The organism is Streptomyces sp. TLI_105 (assembly GCF_900105415.1).
Taxonomy (GTDB): Bacteria; Actinomycetota; Actinomycetes; order Streptomycetales; family Streptomycetaceae; genus Streptomyces.
Genome location: NZ_FNSM01000001.1, coordinates 5,507,910 through 5,524,925 on the forward strand (window position 1 = coordinate 5,507,910; position 17,016 = coordinate 5,524,925).

Annotated in this window: 13 protein-coding genes and 2 tRNA genes; 12 read left to right on the plus strand and 3 right to left on the minus strand. The window is 72.3% G+C overall.

Features of this window, described 5'->3' with window-relative positions:
• Nucleotides 1-62 precede the first annotated feature (62 nt).
• The 10 genes from BLW86_RS25155 (at nt 63) to BLW86_RS25200 (ending at nt 12,037) form a co-directional block, all read left to right on the plus strand.
• Nucleotides 63-135: transfer RNA gene (locus tag BLW86_RS25155), tRNA-Ala, on the plus strand.
• Between the two features lie 72 nt (nt 136-207).
• A tRNA-Ala gene (locus BLW86_RS25160) sits at nt 208-280 on the plus strand.
• A 296-nt stretch (nt 281-576) separates the two neighbouring features.
• A complete protein-coding gene (leuS, locus tag BLW86_RS25165; protein WP_093876142.1) occupies nt 577-3,450 on the plus strand; it encodes a leucine--tRNA ligase in 2,874 nt (957 codons plus the stop codon).
• A 123-nt stretch (nt 3,451-3,573) separates the two neighbouring features.
• Nucleotides 3,574-4,314, plus strand: a complete 741-nt coding sequence (locus tag BLW86_RS25170) for a hypothetical protein (protein ID WP_093876143.1) — start codon at nt 3,574-3,576, stop codon at nt 4,312-4,314.
• 151 nt (nt 4,315-4,465) lie between these two features.
• On the plus strand, nt 4,466-5,311 hold the full coding sequence (locus tag BLW86_RS25175; protein WP_093876144.1) for a DegV family protein: 846 nt from the start codon (nt 4,466-4,468) through the stop codon (nt 5,309-5,311).
• 475 nt (nt 5,312-5,786) lie between these two features.
• Nucleotides 5,787-6,500, plus strand: coding sequence for a ComEA family DNA-binding protein (locus BLW86_RS25180; RefSeq protein WP_371129585.1), 714 nt, complete (start codon nt 5,787-5,789; stop codon nt 6,498-6,500).
• Nucleotides 6,497-9,028 (plus strand): ComEC/Rec2 family competence protein, encoded by a 2,532-nt coding sequence (locus tag BLW86_RS25185; RefSeq protein ID WP_093876145.1) that lies wholly within the window; start codon nt 6,497-6,499, stop codon nt 9,026-9,028. Before BLW86_RS25180 ends, BLW86_RS25185 begins: the two co-directional genes overlap by 4 nt.
• Before the next feature lie 64 nt (nt 9,029-9,092).
• Nucleotides 9,093-9,713 (plus strand): winged helix-turn-helix domain-containing protein, encoded by a 621-nt coding sequence (locus BLW86_RS25190; RefSeq protein ID WP_093876146.1) that lies wholly within the window; start codon nt 9,093-9,095, stop codon nt 9,711-9,713.
• Nucleotides 9,710-10,996: an MFS transporter gene (locus BLW86_RS25195; protein ID WP_177181747.1), complete on the plus strand. Its 1,287-nt coding sequence runs from the start codon at nt 9,710-9,712 to the stop codon at nt 10,994-10,996. Before BLW86_RS25190 ends, BLW86_RS25195 begins: the two co-directional genes overlap by 4 nt.
• A 156-nt stretch (nt 10,997-11,152) precedes the next feature.
• Complete coding sequence (locus BLW86_RS25200) at nt 11,153-12,037, plus strand: YceI family protein (RefSeq protein ID WP_093876147.1); 885 nt, start codon at nt 11,153-11,155, stop codon at nt 12,035-12,037.
• Between the two features lie 18 nt (nt 12,038-12,055).
• Here the strand turns inward: BLW86_RS25200 and BLW86_RS25205 are convergent, their stop codons facing one another.
• A complete protein-coding gene (locus BLW86_RS25205) occupies nt 12,056-12,298 on the minus strand; it encodes a hypothetical protein (RefSeq protein WP_030684879.1) in 243 nt (80 codons plus the stop codon).
• Between the two features lie 71 nt (nt 12,299-12,369).
• Here BLW86_RS25205 and holA point away from each other — a divergent pair, with 71 nt between their 5' ends.
• Nucleotides 12,370-13,359, plus strand: coding sequence for a DNA polymerase III subunit delta (holA, locus tag BLW86_RS25210; protein WP_093876148.1), 990 nt, complete (start codon nt 12,370-12,372; stop codon nt 13,357-13,359).
• An 863-nt stretch (nt 13,360-14,222) separates the two neighbouring features.
• Here holA and BLW86_RS41580 read toward each other — a convergent pair.
• Nucleotides 14,223-14,417, minus strand: coding sequence for a hypothetical protein (locus tag BLW86_RS41580; RefSeq protein ID WP_093876149.1), 195 nt, complete (start codon nt 14,415-14,417; stop codon nt 14,223-14,225).
• A 93-nt stretch (nt 14,418-14,510) separates the two neighbouring features.
• Nucleotides 14,511-14,777 (minus strand): 30S ribosomal protein S20, encoded by a 267-nt coding sequence (gene rpsT, locus BLW86_RS25220; RefSeq protein WP_093876150.1) that lies wholly within the window; start codon nt 14,775-14,777, stop codon nt 14,511-14,513.
• A 186-nt stretch (nt 14,778-14,963) separates the two neighbouring features.
• Here rpsT and lepA point away from each other — a divergent pair, with 186 nt between their 5' ends.
• Nucleotides 14,964-16,829, plus strand: coding sequence for a translation elongation factor 4 (gene lepA, locus BLW86_RS25225; RefSeq protein ID WP_093876151.1), 1,866 nt, complete (start codon nt 14,964-14,966; stop codon nt 16,827-16,829).
• The last annotated feature ends 187 nt before the right edge of the window (nt 16,830-17,016 follow it).

The window sequence follows — 17,016 nt, forward strand, 5'->3', positions numbered from 1 at the left end:
GGCGGGCCGTTAATGTTCTGTCCGTCGCCGCGAGGAACGTGGAAGCGGGGACGGCGAAACAAGGGGCTATAGCTCAGTTGGTAGAGCGCCTGCATGGCATGCAGGAGGTCAGGAGTTCAATTCTCCTTAGCTCCACAGAACGGAAGCTAGCCATCCGGATAGGATGGCTAGTGCCGGTTCTGCGGTAATCTGAAAATTCCCGCACGCGGGGCTATAGCTCAGTTGGTAGAGCGCCTGCATGGCATGCAGGAGGTCAGGAGTTCAATTCTCCTTAGCTCCACAGAAGAGAAGCGGGCCACCCGGATCGGGTGGCCCGCTTCTTCGTGAGCGGCGTCTCCGCCGCGCTCCTCCTCCGCCGCCGCTCCGTGGAACGCCGGTGCGGCCCGCTCGGGCCCTGCGGTACCCTGGCGCCATGCGTGCCGTACGCCTCCTGCTTACCGAGCCGCGCTGACCAGTCCCGACGGGTGACAGACCTCCCGTCGGAGTCGGCGCGGCATCCCCTCCTGTGCGAGGGGATTTTTCATTTCGGGCAGTTCGTGGCAGTGGGCAGAGACGATCGATGGAGCATCAAGGACCATGACCGAGATCACTACGGCCGCCGAGACGGCGGCCCCTCATCGCTATACGGCGGCCATGGCCGCCGACATCGAGGCACGCTGGCAGGACTTCTGGGACGCCGAGGGAACCTACGAGGCGCCGAACCCCACCGGTGACCTGGCGGGCGACCCCGCCGTCGCCGCCCTGCCCAAGAAGTTCATCATGGACATGTTCCCGTACCCCTCGGGTGCGGGACTGCACGTCGGCCACCCGCTGGGCTACATCGCCACGGACGTCTTCGCCCGCCACGCGCGCATGACCGGCCACAACGTGCTGCACACCCTGGGCTTCGACGCCTTCGGCCTGCCGGCCGAGCAGTACGCCGTGCAGACGGGCACGCACCCGCGCGTGTCCACCGAGGCCAACATGGAGAACATGAAGGTCCAGCTGCGCCGGCTGGGCCTGGGCCACGACAAGCGCCGGTCGTTCGCCACGATCGACCCGGAGTACTACAAGTGGACCCAGTGGATCTTCCTGCAGATCTTCAACTCCTGGTACGACGACGAGGCCAAGAAGGCCCGGCCGATCGCCGAACTGATCGAGCAGTTCGAGAACGGCACGCGTGAGGTCCCCGGCACGCGCGCGTGGAGCGAGCTGAGCGCCGCCGAGCGCTCCGACGTCCTGGGCGAGTACCGCCTGGCGTACGCCTCCGACGCCCCGGTCAACTGGTGCCCCGGCCTGGGCACCGTCCTGGCGAACGAGGAGGTCACCGCCGACGGCCGCTCCGAGCGCGGCAACTTCCCCGTCTTCAAGGCCAAGCTGCGCCAGTGGAACATGCGGATCACCGCCTACGCGGACCGCCTGCTGGACGACCTGGACGCGCTGGACTGGCCCGAGGCCATCAAGCTGCAGCAGCGGAACTGGATCGGCCGCTCCGAGGGCGCCCGCGTCGACTTCCAGGTCGGCGACGCCGGAGCCATCACCGTCTTCACCACCCGCCAGGACACCCTGTTCGGCGCCACCTACATGGTCCTGGCGCCCGAGCACGACCTGGTCGAGAAGATCGTCCCGGCCGCCTGGCCCGAGGGCACCCACGAGGTGTGGACCGGCGGTCACGCCACCCCCTCCGAGGCCGTCGACGCCTACCGCAAGCAGGCCGCCTCGAAGTCCGACGTCGAGCGCCAGGCCGAAGCCAAGGACAAGACCGGCGTCTTCACCGGCGCGTACGCGACCAACCCGGTCAGCGGTCAGCAGGTCCCGGTCTTCATCGCCGACTACGTCCTGATGGGCTACGGCACCGGCGCGATCATGGCCGTCCCGGCGCACGACAGCCGCGACTTCGCCTTCGCGCGCGCCTTCGAGCTGCCGATGCGCTGCGTCGTGGAGCCGAGCGACGACCGCGGCACCGACCCGTCGACCTGGGAGGACGCCTTCTCCTCGTACGAGGCGAAGCTGGTCAACTCGGCCAACGACGAGATCTCCCTGGACGGCCTGGGCGTCGTCGACGCCAAGGCGAAGATCACCGCCTGGCTGGCCGACCGCGGCATCGGCGAGGGCACCGTCAACTTCCGTCTGCGCGACTGGCTGTTCAGCCGCCAGCGGTACTGGGGCGAGCCCTTCCCGATCGTCTACGACGAGGACGGCGTCGCCCACTCGCTGCCCGAGTCGATGCTGCCCCTGGAGCTGCCGGAGGTCGAGGACTACTCGCCGCGCACCTTCGACCCCGACGACGCGGACACCCAGCCGGAGACCCCGCTGTCCCGCAACGAGGACTGGGTCAACGTCACCCTGGACCTGGGCGACGGCCGCGGACCGCGCCGCTACCGGCGCGAGACCAACACCATGCCCAACTGGGCCGGCTCCTGCTGGTACGAGCTGCGCTACCTGGACCCGCACAACTCCGAGAAGCTGGTCGACCCCGCCGTCGAGCAGTACTGGATGGGCCCGCGCGAGGGCATGCCGACCGGCGGCGTCGACCTGTACGTCGGCGGTGCCGAGCACGCCGTGCTGCACCTGCTGTACGCGCGCTTCTGGTCCAAGATGCTGTTCGACCTGGGGCACATCTCCTCGGCCGAGCCGTTCCACAAGCTCTACAACCAGGGCATGATCCAGGCCTTCGTCTACCGGGACGCGCGCGGGATCGCCGTGCCGGCGGCCGAGGTCGAGGAGCGGGACGGCGCGTTCTACTACCAGGGCGAGAAGGTCAGCCGCGTCCTGGGCAAGATGGGCAAGTCCCTGAAGAACGCGGTCACGCCGGACGAGATCTGCTCCGAGTACGGCGCCGACACCCTGCGCCTGTACGAGATGGCGATGGGCCCGCTGGACGTGTCGCGCCCCTGGGACACGCGCGCGGTGGTCGGCCAGTACCGGCTGCTGCAGCGGCTGTGGCGCAACATCGTCGACGAGGCGACCGGTGAGGTCACGGTCGTCGACACCGCGCCCGACGAGGACACGCTGCGCGCCCTGCACAAGGCGATCGACGGTGTCTCGCAGGACATGGCCGCGATGCGCTTCAACACCGCCATCGCCAAGATCACCGAGCTGAACAACCACCTGACCAAGTCCGGTGGCGCGATCTCCCGGCCGGTCGCCGAGCAGCTGGTTCTGCTGGTCGCCCCGCTGGCCCCGCACATCGCCGAGGAGCTGTGGCGCAAGCTGGGCCACACCGACTCGGTCGTCCACCAGGACTTCCCGGTCGCCGACCCGGCGTACGTCGTGGACGAGACCGTGACCTGCGTCGTGCAGATCAAGGGCAAGGTCAAGGCCCGCCTGGAGGTCTCCCCGTCGATCACGGACGCGGAGCTGGAGACGCTGGCCCTGGCCGACCCGCACGTGGTCGCGGCGCTGGGCGGCGCACAGATCCGCAAGGTGATCGTGCGCGCGCCGAAGCTGGTCAACATCGTCGCCGGCTAGCGGCACATAGGGGTTTCCCCTACGGGCAGGTTGGGGGTTCCGATGGAACCCCCAACCTGCCCGTTCCGTTTAACGTGGAGGAACCACAGCCGTGGGGAATCGACGGACGCCGGAGGGGCGCACATGGAAGCCACGATTATCACGATCATGGCGCTGCTCTTCTTGTCCTTCGTGGCGCTCGGGGTGTACGTCACCGTGAAGGTCGCGAAGGCCGCCAAGCGCGGTGTCGACCGCACCATCGACCAGGCCCGGCGCACGGTCGAGGACACCACACTGCGCGCCAAGAGCTTCGGACAGGCCGGGACCGCGAGCGAGCTCGCCCGGCTCCGGCTCTCGCTGCGCACCTCGATGCGCGCCACCCAGGAGGCGCTGCAGGCCGGGGTCGGCGAGGACGCCTCGCTGAAGGAGTCGCTCGACCTGTTCCACCGCCTCAGCGCCCATGGACTCGAACTGGACGCGGACCTCAAGCGCCTGGAGCGGGAGCCCGACCGGGCATGGGTGGCCGGCCAGCTGCCCGAACTCGCCGCGCGGACCGAGCGCATCACGGGCTCGGCCGACGCGCTGCGCCGCGCCGCCCGGGAGCGGGCGCTGAAGTTCGCCGAGGACGACCTGTCGTCGCTCAGCGCCCAGATCGACGTCGAGGCGGGCGCCCTGCGCCACTGGACGGGCCCGGACGCCACGCCGGGGACGGCCGGTACGGGGACGGCGGATGCGGCGAAGGCCGGCGGATGGGGGCAGTCCGCCCGGCCCGCGCGCGAGACGGGCCAGGCGGCCGGCGGAGAGCCGTCCGCGATCACGGCACCCGACCCCCGCAGGACCGCCTACCCCTGGGAGAAGTCGACCCGCCCGGAGACCACCACCTGACGGCACGACCCTGGGCGGTGCCGAGAGGTGAGAGGCCGGACGCCGGGCGAGGGACCGAGCGGCCCGGGCGGTGCCGTGCCGGGCGCGGGCGGGCGGTCGGTGAGGGGGGCCGGGCTGCCCGGCGGGAGCCTCGGCGGGTAACCTCCCGCTCATGTCCCGGCATGTCGCGATCGTCACCGATTCCACGGCCTACCTGCCACGCCAGACGAGGGAGCGGCACGCCATCACCACAGTCCCGCTGACCGTCGTCATCGGCGACCGCGCCCTCGAAGAGGGCACCGAGATCTCGGCGAAGGCGCTGGCCGAGGCCTTGCAGAAGCGCCGATCCGTCACCACCTCGCGGCCGAGCCCCGAGGTCTTCGCCGAGGCCTACCGCGAGGCCGCCGAGGCGGGTGCGAAGGGCGTCGTCTCGCTCCATCTGTCCGCCGAGGTCTCAGGGACCTACGACGCCGCCGTGCTCGCGGCCAAGAACGCCCCCGTGCCCGTACGGGTGGTGGACACCCGCATGGTCGGTATGGCGCTGGGCTTCTGCGCCCTCGCGGCGGCGCAGGTCGCGGAGGCCGGCGGTTCCCTCGACGAGGCGGTCGCGGCGGCCGAGAAGCGTGCCGCGGGAACGTCCGCCTACTTCTACGTCGACACCCTGGACTATCTGCGCAAGGGCGGGCGCATCGGCGCCGCGCAGGCCCTGCTGGGTTCGGCGCTCGCGGTGAAGCCGCTCCTCGAACTCGACGGGGGCCGGATCGAACTGCGGGAGAAGGTGCGGACGGCCTCGAAGGCCATCGCGCGCTTGGAGGAGATCGCCGTGGAGCGGGCCGGCTCCGGCGCCGTCGACATCGCCGTGCACCACCTCTCCGCACCGGAGCGAGCCACCGCGCTCGCGGACCGGCTCGAGGAGCGCGTACCGGGAATCGAGGAACTCCAGGTCAGCGAGGTGGGAGCGGTCATCGGCGCCCACACGGGCCCCGGTCTCCTCGCGGTCGTCGTCTCGCCGCGCTGAGACCGTCCGCCCCGGCGCCTCGACATCGGCCGTTCCGGCAGCCGGGTTCCGTTCGTCCCTCGCAAGGGTGACGGAGTTTTCCACAGCGAAGCGCCTGTCCACGGAAGACGGCCGATCTCCGCACGGCCCGGCCGTGATCTCTACCGTCACGGACATGACTCTTCGTACACGCATCGCATCGACCACTTCCAGGACCTCGGGCTCGGCGGGCGCTCCGACGAGCGGGCCCGGACGGGCGCCCGGTTCGGACGGGCGCAGTCGCCCCGGAGGGCGCGGCTCGCCTGCCGGGCGGGCCCGGAGGCGCGCCCGGGTCGGACAGGCCCCCGCGATGCCCGGGGGAGCCGTGCGGCGACGGGCAGACGCTCTGTTCCCGACGGTGACACCACCGGCGCCGGCGTCGGTGCCGGGAGCTTGGGAGGTGCCGGACGCGCCGGAGGCTCCGGAGCGTGGTTCCCCGCCAGGGGTACGGGAGCGGATGGCCGCGCTGCTCCGTGACCGGACCCCGGTGTGGGTGCAGACCAGGTGCGGGCTCGAACCGAGGGCGCTGGCCGCGCTGACGGTGGTTCTTCTCGTGGCCGCCGGTCTCGCGGGCGGGTACTTCTGGACCGGACGGCCGGAGCCGGTGCGCGCTCCCGAACTCGTCCACGCCGCTGCTCCCGTGACCGCCGTGCCCGAGCCGAGGGGCGGGCCGGGGCCGGGATCGAGGCCGGGACCGGGGCCGGTGCCGGTGCCGGTGCAGGGAGTCGGGGCTTCCGGGGCGCGGGTCGTGGTCGACATCGGCGGCAAGGTGCGCAGGCCCGGCGTACTGACCCTGCCGGCCGGCTCGCGTGTGGCGGACGCCCTGCGGGCGGCGGGCGGGGCGGAGCCCGGCGCGGACCTCACCGGCGTCAACCGGGCTCGCGTCCTGTTCGACGGCGAGCAGATCCTGGTCGGTCTGCCGGGGACGTCGGCGGCCGGCTCCGGTCCGGGCGGTGGCGCCGGGGACGGTGCGCCGGGGGCGCCGTTGAGCCTCAACACCGCCACGGCGGAACAACTCGACGGCCTCCCGGGCGTGGGACCCGTGCTCGCCCGGCACATCGTCGACCACCGGACGGAGCACGGTGGCTTCCGGTCGGTCGCGGAGCTGCGGGAGGTCAACGGCATCGGTGAGCGCCGGTTCGCCGACCTCGAGCCGTTGGTCCGGCCATGAAGCCGGACGAGGGAATCGATGAGGAGCGCGGCGCGGGGCAGCCGTCGTGGCGGGAGGGTCCGACCGATCTCCGCCTCGTTCCCCTCGCGGCGGCTGCCTGGGCGGCGGCGGCCTGTGCCGTGGGCGCCACCGGCTGGTGGACGGCGACCGGTGTCACCGTCTGCCTGGTGGGAGCCCTGATCCTGCTGGTGCGGGGGCAGGTCCGGCGGCGCGGGGACCCGGGTGACGGTCGCGGAGCGGCCGTCCCGGGGGCCACGCCGGGGTGGCGATTACGGGCGACCGCGTGGGCCGGGGTGTTGCTCTGCGCGGCGGCCGGAGCCGCCTCGGCGGGGCTGCAGGCGGCGGATCTGCGGCGGGGCCCCGTGCCGGAGCTGGCGCGGGAGTACGCGCGGGCGCGGTTGGAGGTGGCGGTGACCTCCGACCCCCGGCTCACCCGGCCCAAGGTCCGGGGCAACGCGATGGCGCCGGTCTCGATCGTCCTGGACGGCGAGGTGACCCGGGTCGAGCGGTCGGACGGCTCGGTCCACCGGACCCGGACGCCGGTCCTGCTGGTCGTGCCGTCGGGGGAGGGGCGGGAGGAGTGGCTGCGCCTCCTTCCCTCCACCCGGCTGCGGGTCGGCGCCCGGCTCGCGCCGCCGCTGCGGTCCGGTGAGTCCTTCGCCGCGGTGCTCAAGGTCGACGGGGCCGGTCCTCCGAGGATCGTCGGCCCGCCGAGCGGCCTGCAGCGGACGGCGGGGGATCTGCGCGCCGGGCTGCGGGAGGCGTCCGAGAAGCTCGACCCGGACGCGAGGGCCCTGCTGCCCGGGCTCGTCGTGGGGGACACCTCCAGGATCGGCCCCGAGCTGCGGGACGCGTTCGAGGCGACCGACCTCACCCACCTCCTGGCGGTCTCCGGGAGCAACCTCACGGTGGTGTTGCTCCTGCTCGTCGGGCGGCCCGGGCGAGCGCAGCAGGTGGAGCGGGGCGGGCTCGCGCCACGGATCGGGCTGTCGCTGCGGGTCACGGCGCTGGCCGGGGGAGGGCTGACGCTCGCGTTCGTGGTCGTCTGCCGGCCGGACCCGAGCGTGCTGCGGGCCGCGGCCTGCGGTCTGGTCGCGCTGCTCGCGATCGGTACCGGACGCCGGAGGTCGCTGATCCCCGCGCTGGCCGCCGCCGTCCTCGTCCTGGTGCTCTATGACCCCTGGCTCGCCCGGAGTTACGGCTTCCTGCTGTCGGTCCTGGCGACCGGGGCGCTGCTGACGATCGCCCCGCGGTGGAGCGAGGGGCTGCGGCGGCGCGGGGTGCCCGGGCGGGCGGCGGAGGCGCTGGGCGCGGGCCTGGCGGCGCAGGCGGTCTGCGCGCCGGTCGTGGCGGTGTTCGCCGCCCGGGTGAGTCTGGTCGCCGTCCCGGCGAACCTCTTCGCCGAGCTCGCGGTGGCGCCGGCGACGGTGTGCGGGTTCGCCACGCTCGCCCTGGCGGCGGTCTGGATGCCCGCGGCGGAGGGGCTGGCGTGGGTGGCGGGGTGGCCGGCCGGGTGGCTCGCGCGGGTGGCCCGTACGGGCGCCGCGCTGCCGGGGGCCGAGCTGGCCTGGCCCGGCGGGTGGTGGGGCGGCCTCGCGCTGGCGCTGTTCACGGCGCTGGTGGTGCTCGGGGCACGGAGGCTGCCGTACCGGGGTGTGGTCGGCGCGCTCGTCGCCGGGCTGCTCCTGCTCGTGGTGGTGCGGCCGGCGCCGCTGGCCCGGTGGGTCACGGGGTGGCCGCCGCCGGGCTGGGTGTTCGCCATGTGCCAGGTGGGGCAGGGGGACGCGACGGTGCTCGCGGCGGGCGGGAACTCCGCCGTCGTGGTGGACGCGGGCCCCGACCCCGTGCCGGTGGACCGCTGTCTGCGCGAACTCGGGGTGCGGAGGGTGCCGTTGGTGGTGCTCACCCACTTCCACGCCGACCATGTGGCCGGGCTTCCCGGCGTGCTGCGGGGGAGGGCGGTGGGTGCGATCCAGACCACGGGACTCGAAGAGCCGCCCGGTCAGGCGGCGTTCGTGCGGCGGACCGCGGCCGCGGCAGGGGTGCCGCTGATCCGTGCGGGGTCGGGCGAGCGGCGGAGGATCGGGGCCCTGGAGTGGCGGGTGCTCTGGCCGTGGGCCGGTGCCGGAGGGAGCGATGCCTCCGGGGCCTCCGTCGAGGGGCCCAACGACGCCAGTGTCACGCTGCTCGTCCGTACCGCCGGAGGGCTGAGCCTGCTGCTGCTCGGGGACCTCGAACCGCCGGCCCAGCGGGCGTTGATGGGGGTGCATCCGGGGCTGGGGCCGGTGGACGTGCTCAAGGTCGCCCATCACGGTTCCGCGCACCAGGACCCCGGTCTGATGCGGGCGGTGCGGCCGAGACTCGCGCTCGTGTCGGCGGGGCGCGACAACCCGTACGGCCATCCCTCGCCCCGGACGCTGGAGGCGCTGAGGGTGGGCGGCGCGCGGGTGCTGCGGACCGACCGGGACGGGGCCGTCGCCGTGGTGGGGGCGGGGAGGGGCCTCGTGGCCGTGCCGGGAGGGGGATGAGGCTGCCGGAGAGGCTTGCGAAGAAACTCTTGTAAAGGAATCTTTCTAAAGATACCTTTTCATCGTGCCGGAGAACAGAGAAGCCCAGTCCGGGGACGAGCAGCCCCGCAGCATCCGACTCACCGACCCGCGCGCCCTGCGGGCCTACGCCCATCCGCTACGGATGTCGCTGGTGGGGCTGCTGCGCAGCAGCGGGCCCTTCACCGCCACCCGTGCCGCCGAGCTGACCGGCGAGTCAGTGGCCAGCTGCTCCTACCACCTGCGGATGCTCGCCAAGTACGGGCTGGTGGAGGAGGCGCCCGGCGGACGGGGGCGGGAGAAGCCCTGGCGGGCCACCGCCCGGTACACGGAGTGGCCGGACCACAGTGAGGACGCGACGGTCGCAGAGGCGGCCGACGCGCTGAGCGCCGCCGTCATCGAGCGCTACTTCGAACGGGTCACCCGCGCCCTGGAGAACCGGCGCCGGCTGCCGAAGGAGTGGCGGGAGGCGGAGGAGTTCGGCGACTCCCTGCTCCACCTCACCGCCGAGGAACTGACCGACCTCGGCGAGCGGATCGGCGAGCTGCTCCGGCCCTACGAGGCCCGCACCTCCGACCCCTCCCTCAGGCCCGCGGGCGCCCGGCCCGTCAGCATCCTGCGGATCGCCTACCTGGACCAGGAAATCCCCGACAGCGAAGAGGAGTGAACGAGATGGCCCTCGTGGAACGCGTACCGGCGCTGCTGCGCGAGCGGACCTTCCGTCGCTACTGGACCGGGCAGACCGTCTCCCTCGTCGGGGACCAGATCTCGCTCATCGCGATCCCGCTCGCGGCCGTCCTGGTCCTCGGCGCCGACGCCACTGCGATGGGCCTGCTCAAGACCGCCGAACTCCTGCCCGCCCTCCTGCTCAACCTGCCGTTCGGCGCCTGGGCCGACCGGCAGGCCAGTCGCCGGCGCGCCATGATCGCGGCCGACCTCGGACGGGCGGCGCTCATCCTGAGCCTGCCCGTCGCCTACGCCCTGGACACGCTGACGCTCGGCCAGCTGTACGCGGTGGCCTTCGGGATCGGGGCGCTCACCGTGCTCTTCGAGGTCTGCAACGTCACGCTGTTCGTCACGCTGGTCCCCACCGAGCGCTACGTCCAGGCGAACTCGCTGGTGAACGGGAGCCGTTCGATGGCCTGGCTCGCCGGGCCCGGGGTCGGAGGACTGCTCGTGCAGTTCCTCACCGCGCCCTTCGCGCTCGTCGCGGACGCGCTCACCTATCTGGTGTCGGCCGGGTACCTGGCCCGGATCGCGCCGGTCGAACCCGCGCCGGCGCCCGTGGCCAAGGGGCACTTCACCGAGGGGCTGCGCTGGGTGGTGCGGGAGCGTTCGATGCGCGCGCTGTTCGCGGCCTCCGGCACGATCCAGTTCTTCAACTACATGTTCAGCACGATCTTCGTGCTCTACGCGACCACCGAACTCGGCCTCGGCGCGGGTCTGCTCGGTCTCGTGCTCGCGGCCGGTGCCGTGGGCGGTCTCCTCGGGGCGGTGTGGAGCGGGGCGGTCGTCCGGCGGGTCGGCGTCGGCACCTCGCTCGTCGCCGGCTTCCTCGGATTCACCCTCCCCCTGCTCCTGGTGCCCCTGGCGGACGGGCCGCTTCCGCTGGTGGCGGGGGTGCTGTTCGCCGCGGAGTTCCTCTCCTGCCTCGGGGTGATGCTCGCCGACATCGCCGCGGGATCGTTCCAGATGGCGCTGATACCCGACGCCGTGCGAGCCAGGGTGATGGGTGCGTACCGGACGCTCAACCACGGCTTTCGTCCGCTCGGCGCACTCGTCGGAGGCCTGCTCGGCACCGCGATCGGACTGCGCCCCACGCTGTGGATCGCCACCGCCGGGGCCGTCCTCGCCGTTCTCTGGCTGCTGCCCTCGCCGCTGCCGCGGACGCGGGAGCTGCCCGCGCGGGAAGGGGAGTCGGTGCCCGTCGGATCGGGCTCGGCGCCGTGACGGCCGCGCGAAGCGGAATCCTCAATGAAGCGGAACTCTCAATTCGGACCCTGGGTAACACTTGCCTCGACTCACCCCGTTTGCCTCGAACGCCCCAACGATGATCGAATGCGACTTCGTTGCATAGTGAATGAGTCGCACGGGGGTGCGTGAAGAATGTTCGATCGTCTCTTCGGGAAGCGGGCGGCGGGAGCCTCGCGCGGCGGTCCGCTCGCCGGCCTCTCCGTCCCCTCCTCGGCGGGCGTGCTCAGCTGCCGGGTGCTCGACCCCGTGCACGAACCCGTCCGGCAGGCCGAGTTCGTCGTCAGCGACACGGCGGGCCGCAAGGTCCTGGCCGGCGAGACCGACCCGTACGGCACGGTCCTCGCGACCGTACCGGCGGGCGAGTACCGGGTCGCCGTCACCTCCGAGGGCTACACGCCCTACCACGGCAGCACCGTCGTCGCCGAGGGCGAGCACCAGGGCCTCGGTGACGTCCTGCTCCAGGTCGCGCCCCAGCCCCAGCTCCCGGAGCCCGGCGACTGGGAGATCGACCCCGCGCACTCGCAGATCGGCTTCACGGCGCGCCACATCGGCCTCGCCCGGATCCACGGACGGTTCAACAGCTTCGCGGGCGCGGTCCGGATCGCCGAACGCATGGAGCACTCCGCGATGCACGTCGTCATCGACGCGGCCTCCATCGACACCGGGGTGCAGATGCGCGACGACCACCTGCGCTCCGGCGACTTCCTCGACGTCGGCGCCTACCCGACGCTGGAGTTCTTCAGCGAGCGCTTCGTCCACCGGGGCGGCAGTCGCTGGGCCGTCACCGGAGCGCTCACCCTCCACGGAGTGAGCCGCACGGTGACCCTGGACACCCAGTACCTGGGCCTCGGGAACGGCCTGGAGGGCGAGACCCGGGGCGCCTGCCGGGCCACCACCGAGCTGCACCGGGAGGACTTCACCCTCACCTGGCAGACGCTGCTCGCACGGGGCATCGCGGCGGTCGGGTCCAGCATCAGCATCGAACTCGACGTCCAGATCGTCCCCAAGAAGGGCTGACGGGCGGGCCCGGCGGTCCTACGGGGCTTCCAGCCAGCCCTCGTACTCGGCGGCCAGCGCGTCCAGCGCCGCCGGGTCGAGGCGGGCGTCCGGGTCCTCGACGACCACCAGCCACTGCGCGTCCTCGGCGTCGTCCTCCCCGGCCAGGGCGTCCCGTACGAGCTGCGGTTCCTCGGCCACGCCGAAACGGTCGGGGAGTTCCCCGGCGACCTCCTCGGCGGCGTCGCGGTCGGGCAGTACCAGTACGTGTCGTTCACTCACCCCGCCATTCTCGTCCCCCTCGTCCCCTTGCCGGGCATCGGTGTCAGTGGCCCGTGGGATGCTGGATCGCGATGGCCACCAGAAAGACTTCCCCCGACGACCTCCTCGGCCCCGTGACGCTCGCCGTGGGACAGGAGGACCTGCTCCTCGACCGCGCCGTCCAGGAGGTGGTGGCGGCCGCGCGGGCCGCCGACGCCGACACGGACGTGCGCGACCTCACCCCCGACCAGCTCCAGCCCGGGGCGCTGGCCGAGCTCACCAGCCCCTCGCTCTTCGCCGAGCGCAAGGTGCTGGTCGTGCGGAACGCGCAGGACCTCTCCGCCGACACGATCAAGGACGTCAAGGCGTACCTGGACGACCCCATCGAGGACATCTCGCTCGTCCTGCTCCACGCCGGCGGCGCCAAGGGCAAGGGGCTGCTCGACGCGGCGCGCAAGGCGGGGGCCCGGGAGGTCGCCTGCCCGAAGACGACGAAGCCGGCGGAGCGGCTGACGTTCGTACGGCAGGAGTTCCGGGCGCTGGGGCGTTCGGCCACGCCCGAGGCCTGCCAGGCGCTCGTGGACTCGATCGGCAGCGATCTGCGGGAGCTCGCGTCCGCGGTCGCGCAGCTCACGTCCGACGTGGACGGGACGATCGACGAGGCGGTCGTCGGGCGGTACTACACGGGTCGCGCCGAGGCCTCCTCCTTCAACGTCGCGGACCGTGCCGTTGAAGGGCGGGCGGCCGAGGCCCTGGAGGCCCTGCGCTGGTCGCTCTCGACCGGGGTCGCGCCCGTGCTCATCACCAGCGCGCTGGCGCAGGGGGTACGGGCGATCGGCAAGCTCTCCTCGGCGCGGGGCGGGCGGCCGGCCGACCTGGCGCGGGAGCTGGGCATGCCGCCCTGGAAGATCGACCGCGTGCGGCAGCAGATGCGCGGCTGGACCCCGGACGGGGTGTCGCTGGCCCTGCGGGCGATCGCGGAGGCGGACGCGGGGGTGAAGGGCGGGGGTGACGACCCGGAGTACGCCCTGGAGAAGGCGGTGGTCGCGGTGGCGCGGGCGGCGAGGATGCGGCGGGGCTGAGCTGAGGCGGGGACCTGGCGGTCGGCGGGGCGGTGTGGGCCTGGCGGTCGGCGGGGCGGTGCGGGTCTGGCGGTGGCCGGACGGTGCGGGCCTGGTGGGTCGGGGGCGTTGTGGTGCGGGGTGGGCCGGGGCGTGGCGTGTGGTGCGGGGCGGTTCGTGGCTGGTGTCCGAGCGGATCCCCCACCCCACCCCTTCCCGAAACCCTGCCGGGGGCTGGTGGGGGCTGAGGCCCGTCCCTTCCGGGGGCTCCGCCCCCGCCGGACCCCCATGACCGGCCGGCAGCTTCGCGCCGCCGACTTCGGGCCCCGAGGGCTCGCGCCGTCCGGCCGCGCTGCGGCAACTCGGCTCCGCCGACTTCGGGCCCCGAGGGCTCGCGCCCTCCGGCCGCGCTGCGGCAACTCGGCTCCGCCGGCTCCGAACCCCGCCGGCTCGCGCCGCCCAGGGGTGCTGCGGCTGTTCCGTGCCGTCGGTTCGGGGCCCGGTGGCTTGCGCTGCCCAGCAGCCCTGCGGCTGTGCTTTGCGCCGCCGGTTCCGGGGCCTGCCGGCCTCGCGCTGTCCAGCAGTCCGTCGGCAGCTTCGCGCCGTCAGCTCCGGGCTCCCTGCCAGGCTCGCGCCGCCCGTCAGCCAGGCGGCAGCTTCGCACCGCCGACTCCGGCTCCCACTGGGCTTGCGCTCCCGGTAGCGCTGCGGCCGTTTCATGCCGTTGCCGTTGTCGTTGGGGCCTGGTGGCAGGCGCTGCCTAGCGGCCCGGGGCAGCTTCGCGCCGTCGGCTCCGGGCCCCGGCCTCGCGGCCGTCCGTCAGCTCTGCGGCCGCTTCGCGCCGTCGGCTCCGGTCCCCCGGCCCCCGGCCTTGCACCCGCCCGTCAGCCCTGCGGCAGCTTCGCGCCCCGGCCCCGGGCCCCGGCCTCGCCCCGCCCGTCAGCCCCGCGGTGCTTCGTGCCGTTGCGGTTGGTCCCGTGGGGGGCCGTTTCGGGGCCGGTGGGTACGGCGAAGGCCCCGGCGGTCCTGGGGAAGGAGGCGGCGGGGCCTTCGGCGGTGGTGCTGGTGGGCTCGCACACGCGTGGCGAACGCGTCCGCGTGCGAGTCCATGTGGCCGGGCGGGAGCGGGGTAGAGGGCCCGCTGGTTCCCGTACGGCCGATCACATCAGAGCTCAGCCCTGGAGGGAGGCAACCTTGATCGCCAGCGCCGACTTCTTGTTGGCGGCGGCGTTCTTGTGGATGACACCCTTCGAGACAGCCTTGTCGAGCTGACGCGAGGCGGCGCGAGTGGCAACGGTGGCCTTCTCGAGGTCGCCGGCGGCGACAGCCTCACGGGCCTTGCGGATCGCGGTCTTGAGCGAGGACTTGACGGCCTTGTTGCGCAGGCGCGCCTTCTCGTTCGTCTTGTTCCGCTTGATCTGGGACTTGATGTTCGCCACGAAAAGAGCCTTTACAGGTTCGATGTTCCTTCTGGGGCGCGCCTCGCAGCTGAGAGGGCATGCGAGACACGGCTGTCCACACTATCAGCCACTCTCGGGGCCGCCCAAACCGGGCGCCGGGCGCCGGGCATGGGACCATGGTCTCTACGTATCCGTTCTGAACATCGCCCGAGACGAGATCCCTGCGTGCCCGCGACTCCTACCCACGTGCCCGAGCCGAGCCGTACCGACCCGGCTCTGATCCGCAACTTCTGCATCATCGCGCACATCGACCACGGCAAGTCCACGCTTGCCGACCGGATGCTCCAGCTCACCGGTGTGGTCGACCAGCGGCAGATGCGTGCCCAGTATCTCGACCGCATGGACATCGAGCGGGAGCGCGGCATCACGATCAAGTCCCAGGCGGTCCGGCTGCCGTGGGCGCCGACCGAGGGGCCGGCCCAGGGCAGTACGCACATCCTGAACATGATCGACACCCCCGGGCACGTCGACTTCACCTATGAGGTCTCGCGTTCGCTGGCCGCCTGCGAGGGCACGATCCTGCTCGTGGACGCCGCGCAGGGCATCGAGGCGCAGACTCTCGCGAACCTGTATCTCGCGATGGAGAACGACCTCACGATCGTTCCCGTGCTCAACAAGATCGACCTTCCGGCCGCCCAGCCGGAGAAGTTCTCCGAGGAGCTCGCCAACCTCATCGGCTGCCAGCCGGAGGACGTCCTCAAGGTCTCCGCGAAGACCGGTATGGGTGTCGAGGCGCTGCTCGACCGGGTGGTCCGGGACGTTCCGGCGCCGGTCGGTGTCGCCGACGCGCCGGCCCGCGCGATGATCTTCGACTCCGTGTACGACTCGTACCGGGGCGTCGTGACCTACGTGCGTGTCGTCGACGGGCAGCTCAACAAGCGCGAGCGCATCCGGATGATGTCGACCGGCGCCACCCACGAGCTCCTCGAGATCGGCGTCTCGTCGCCCGAGATGACCTCGTCCGACGGTCTCGGCGTCGGCGAGGTGGGCTACATCATCACCGGTGTGAAGGACGTCCGTCAGTCCAAGGTCGGTGACACGATCACCTCCCTGAACCAGGGCGCCACCGAGCCCCTCGGCGGCTACAAGGACCCGAAGCCGATGGTCTTCTCGGGCCTCTACCCGCTGGACGGCTCGGAGTACCCGGACCTCCGCGAGGCCCTCGACAAGCTGCAGCTCAACGACGCCGCGCTGGTCTACGAGCCGGAGACCTCCGCCGCGCTCGGCTTCGGCTTCCGCGTCGGCTTCCTCGGTCTCCTCCACCTCGACGTGATCCGTGAGCGGCTCGAGCGCGAGTTCGGGCTCGATCTGATCGCCACCGCGCCGAACGTGGTCTACCGGGTCGTGATGGAGGACGGCAGCGAGCACACCGTCACCAACCCGAGCGAGTTCCCCGAGGGCAAGATCAGCGACGTGTTCGAGCCCGTCGTGCGCGCCACGATCCTCGCCCCGAGCGAGTTCATCGGCGCGATCATGGAGCTCTGCCAGACCCGTCGCGGCACCCTGATCGGCATGGACTACCTCTCCGAGGACCGGGTCGAGATCCGCTACACCCTGCCCCTCGCCGAGATCGTCTTCGACTTCTTCGACCAGCTGAAGTCCAAGACGCGCGGTTACGCCTCCCTCGACTACGAGCCCACCGGCGAGCAGGCCTCCAGCCTGGTCAAGGTCGACATCCTGCTGCACGGCGACAAGGTGGACGCCTTCTCGGCCGTCACCCACAAGGACGCCGCGTACGCCTACGGTGTCCGGCTCGTCGCCAAGCTGCGCGAGCTCATCCCGCGGCAGGCCTTCGAGGTGCCCATCCAGGCCGCCATCGGCTCCCGGGTCATCGCCCGCGAGACCATCCGCGCCATCCGGAAGGACGTCCTCGCCAAGTGCTACGGCGGTGACATCTCCCGTAAGCGGAAGCTGCTGGAGAAGCAGAAGGAAGGCAAGAAGCGCATGAAGATGGTCGGCTCGGTGGAGGTGCCGCAGGAGGCCTTCATCGCCGTCCTGTCGAGCGACGAGTCCTCCGGCAAGAAGAAGTAATCAGGGCGTCCGCGATAGCTGCCCTGTGCAACGAACGGGTCCACGCGCCAGGTGCGCGTGGACCCGTTCGTCGTCGCCCGGGTGGGCCCGTTCGTTATGAAGCGAGGCCCTGCAGGGCCTTACGCGCCGGTCGTCGGGCCTTTAGTCTGATCCCGGCTCGAAGGTTACTCGCCAGTTAGTTACGAAC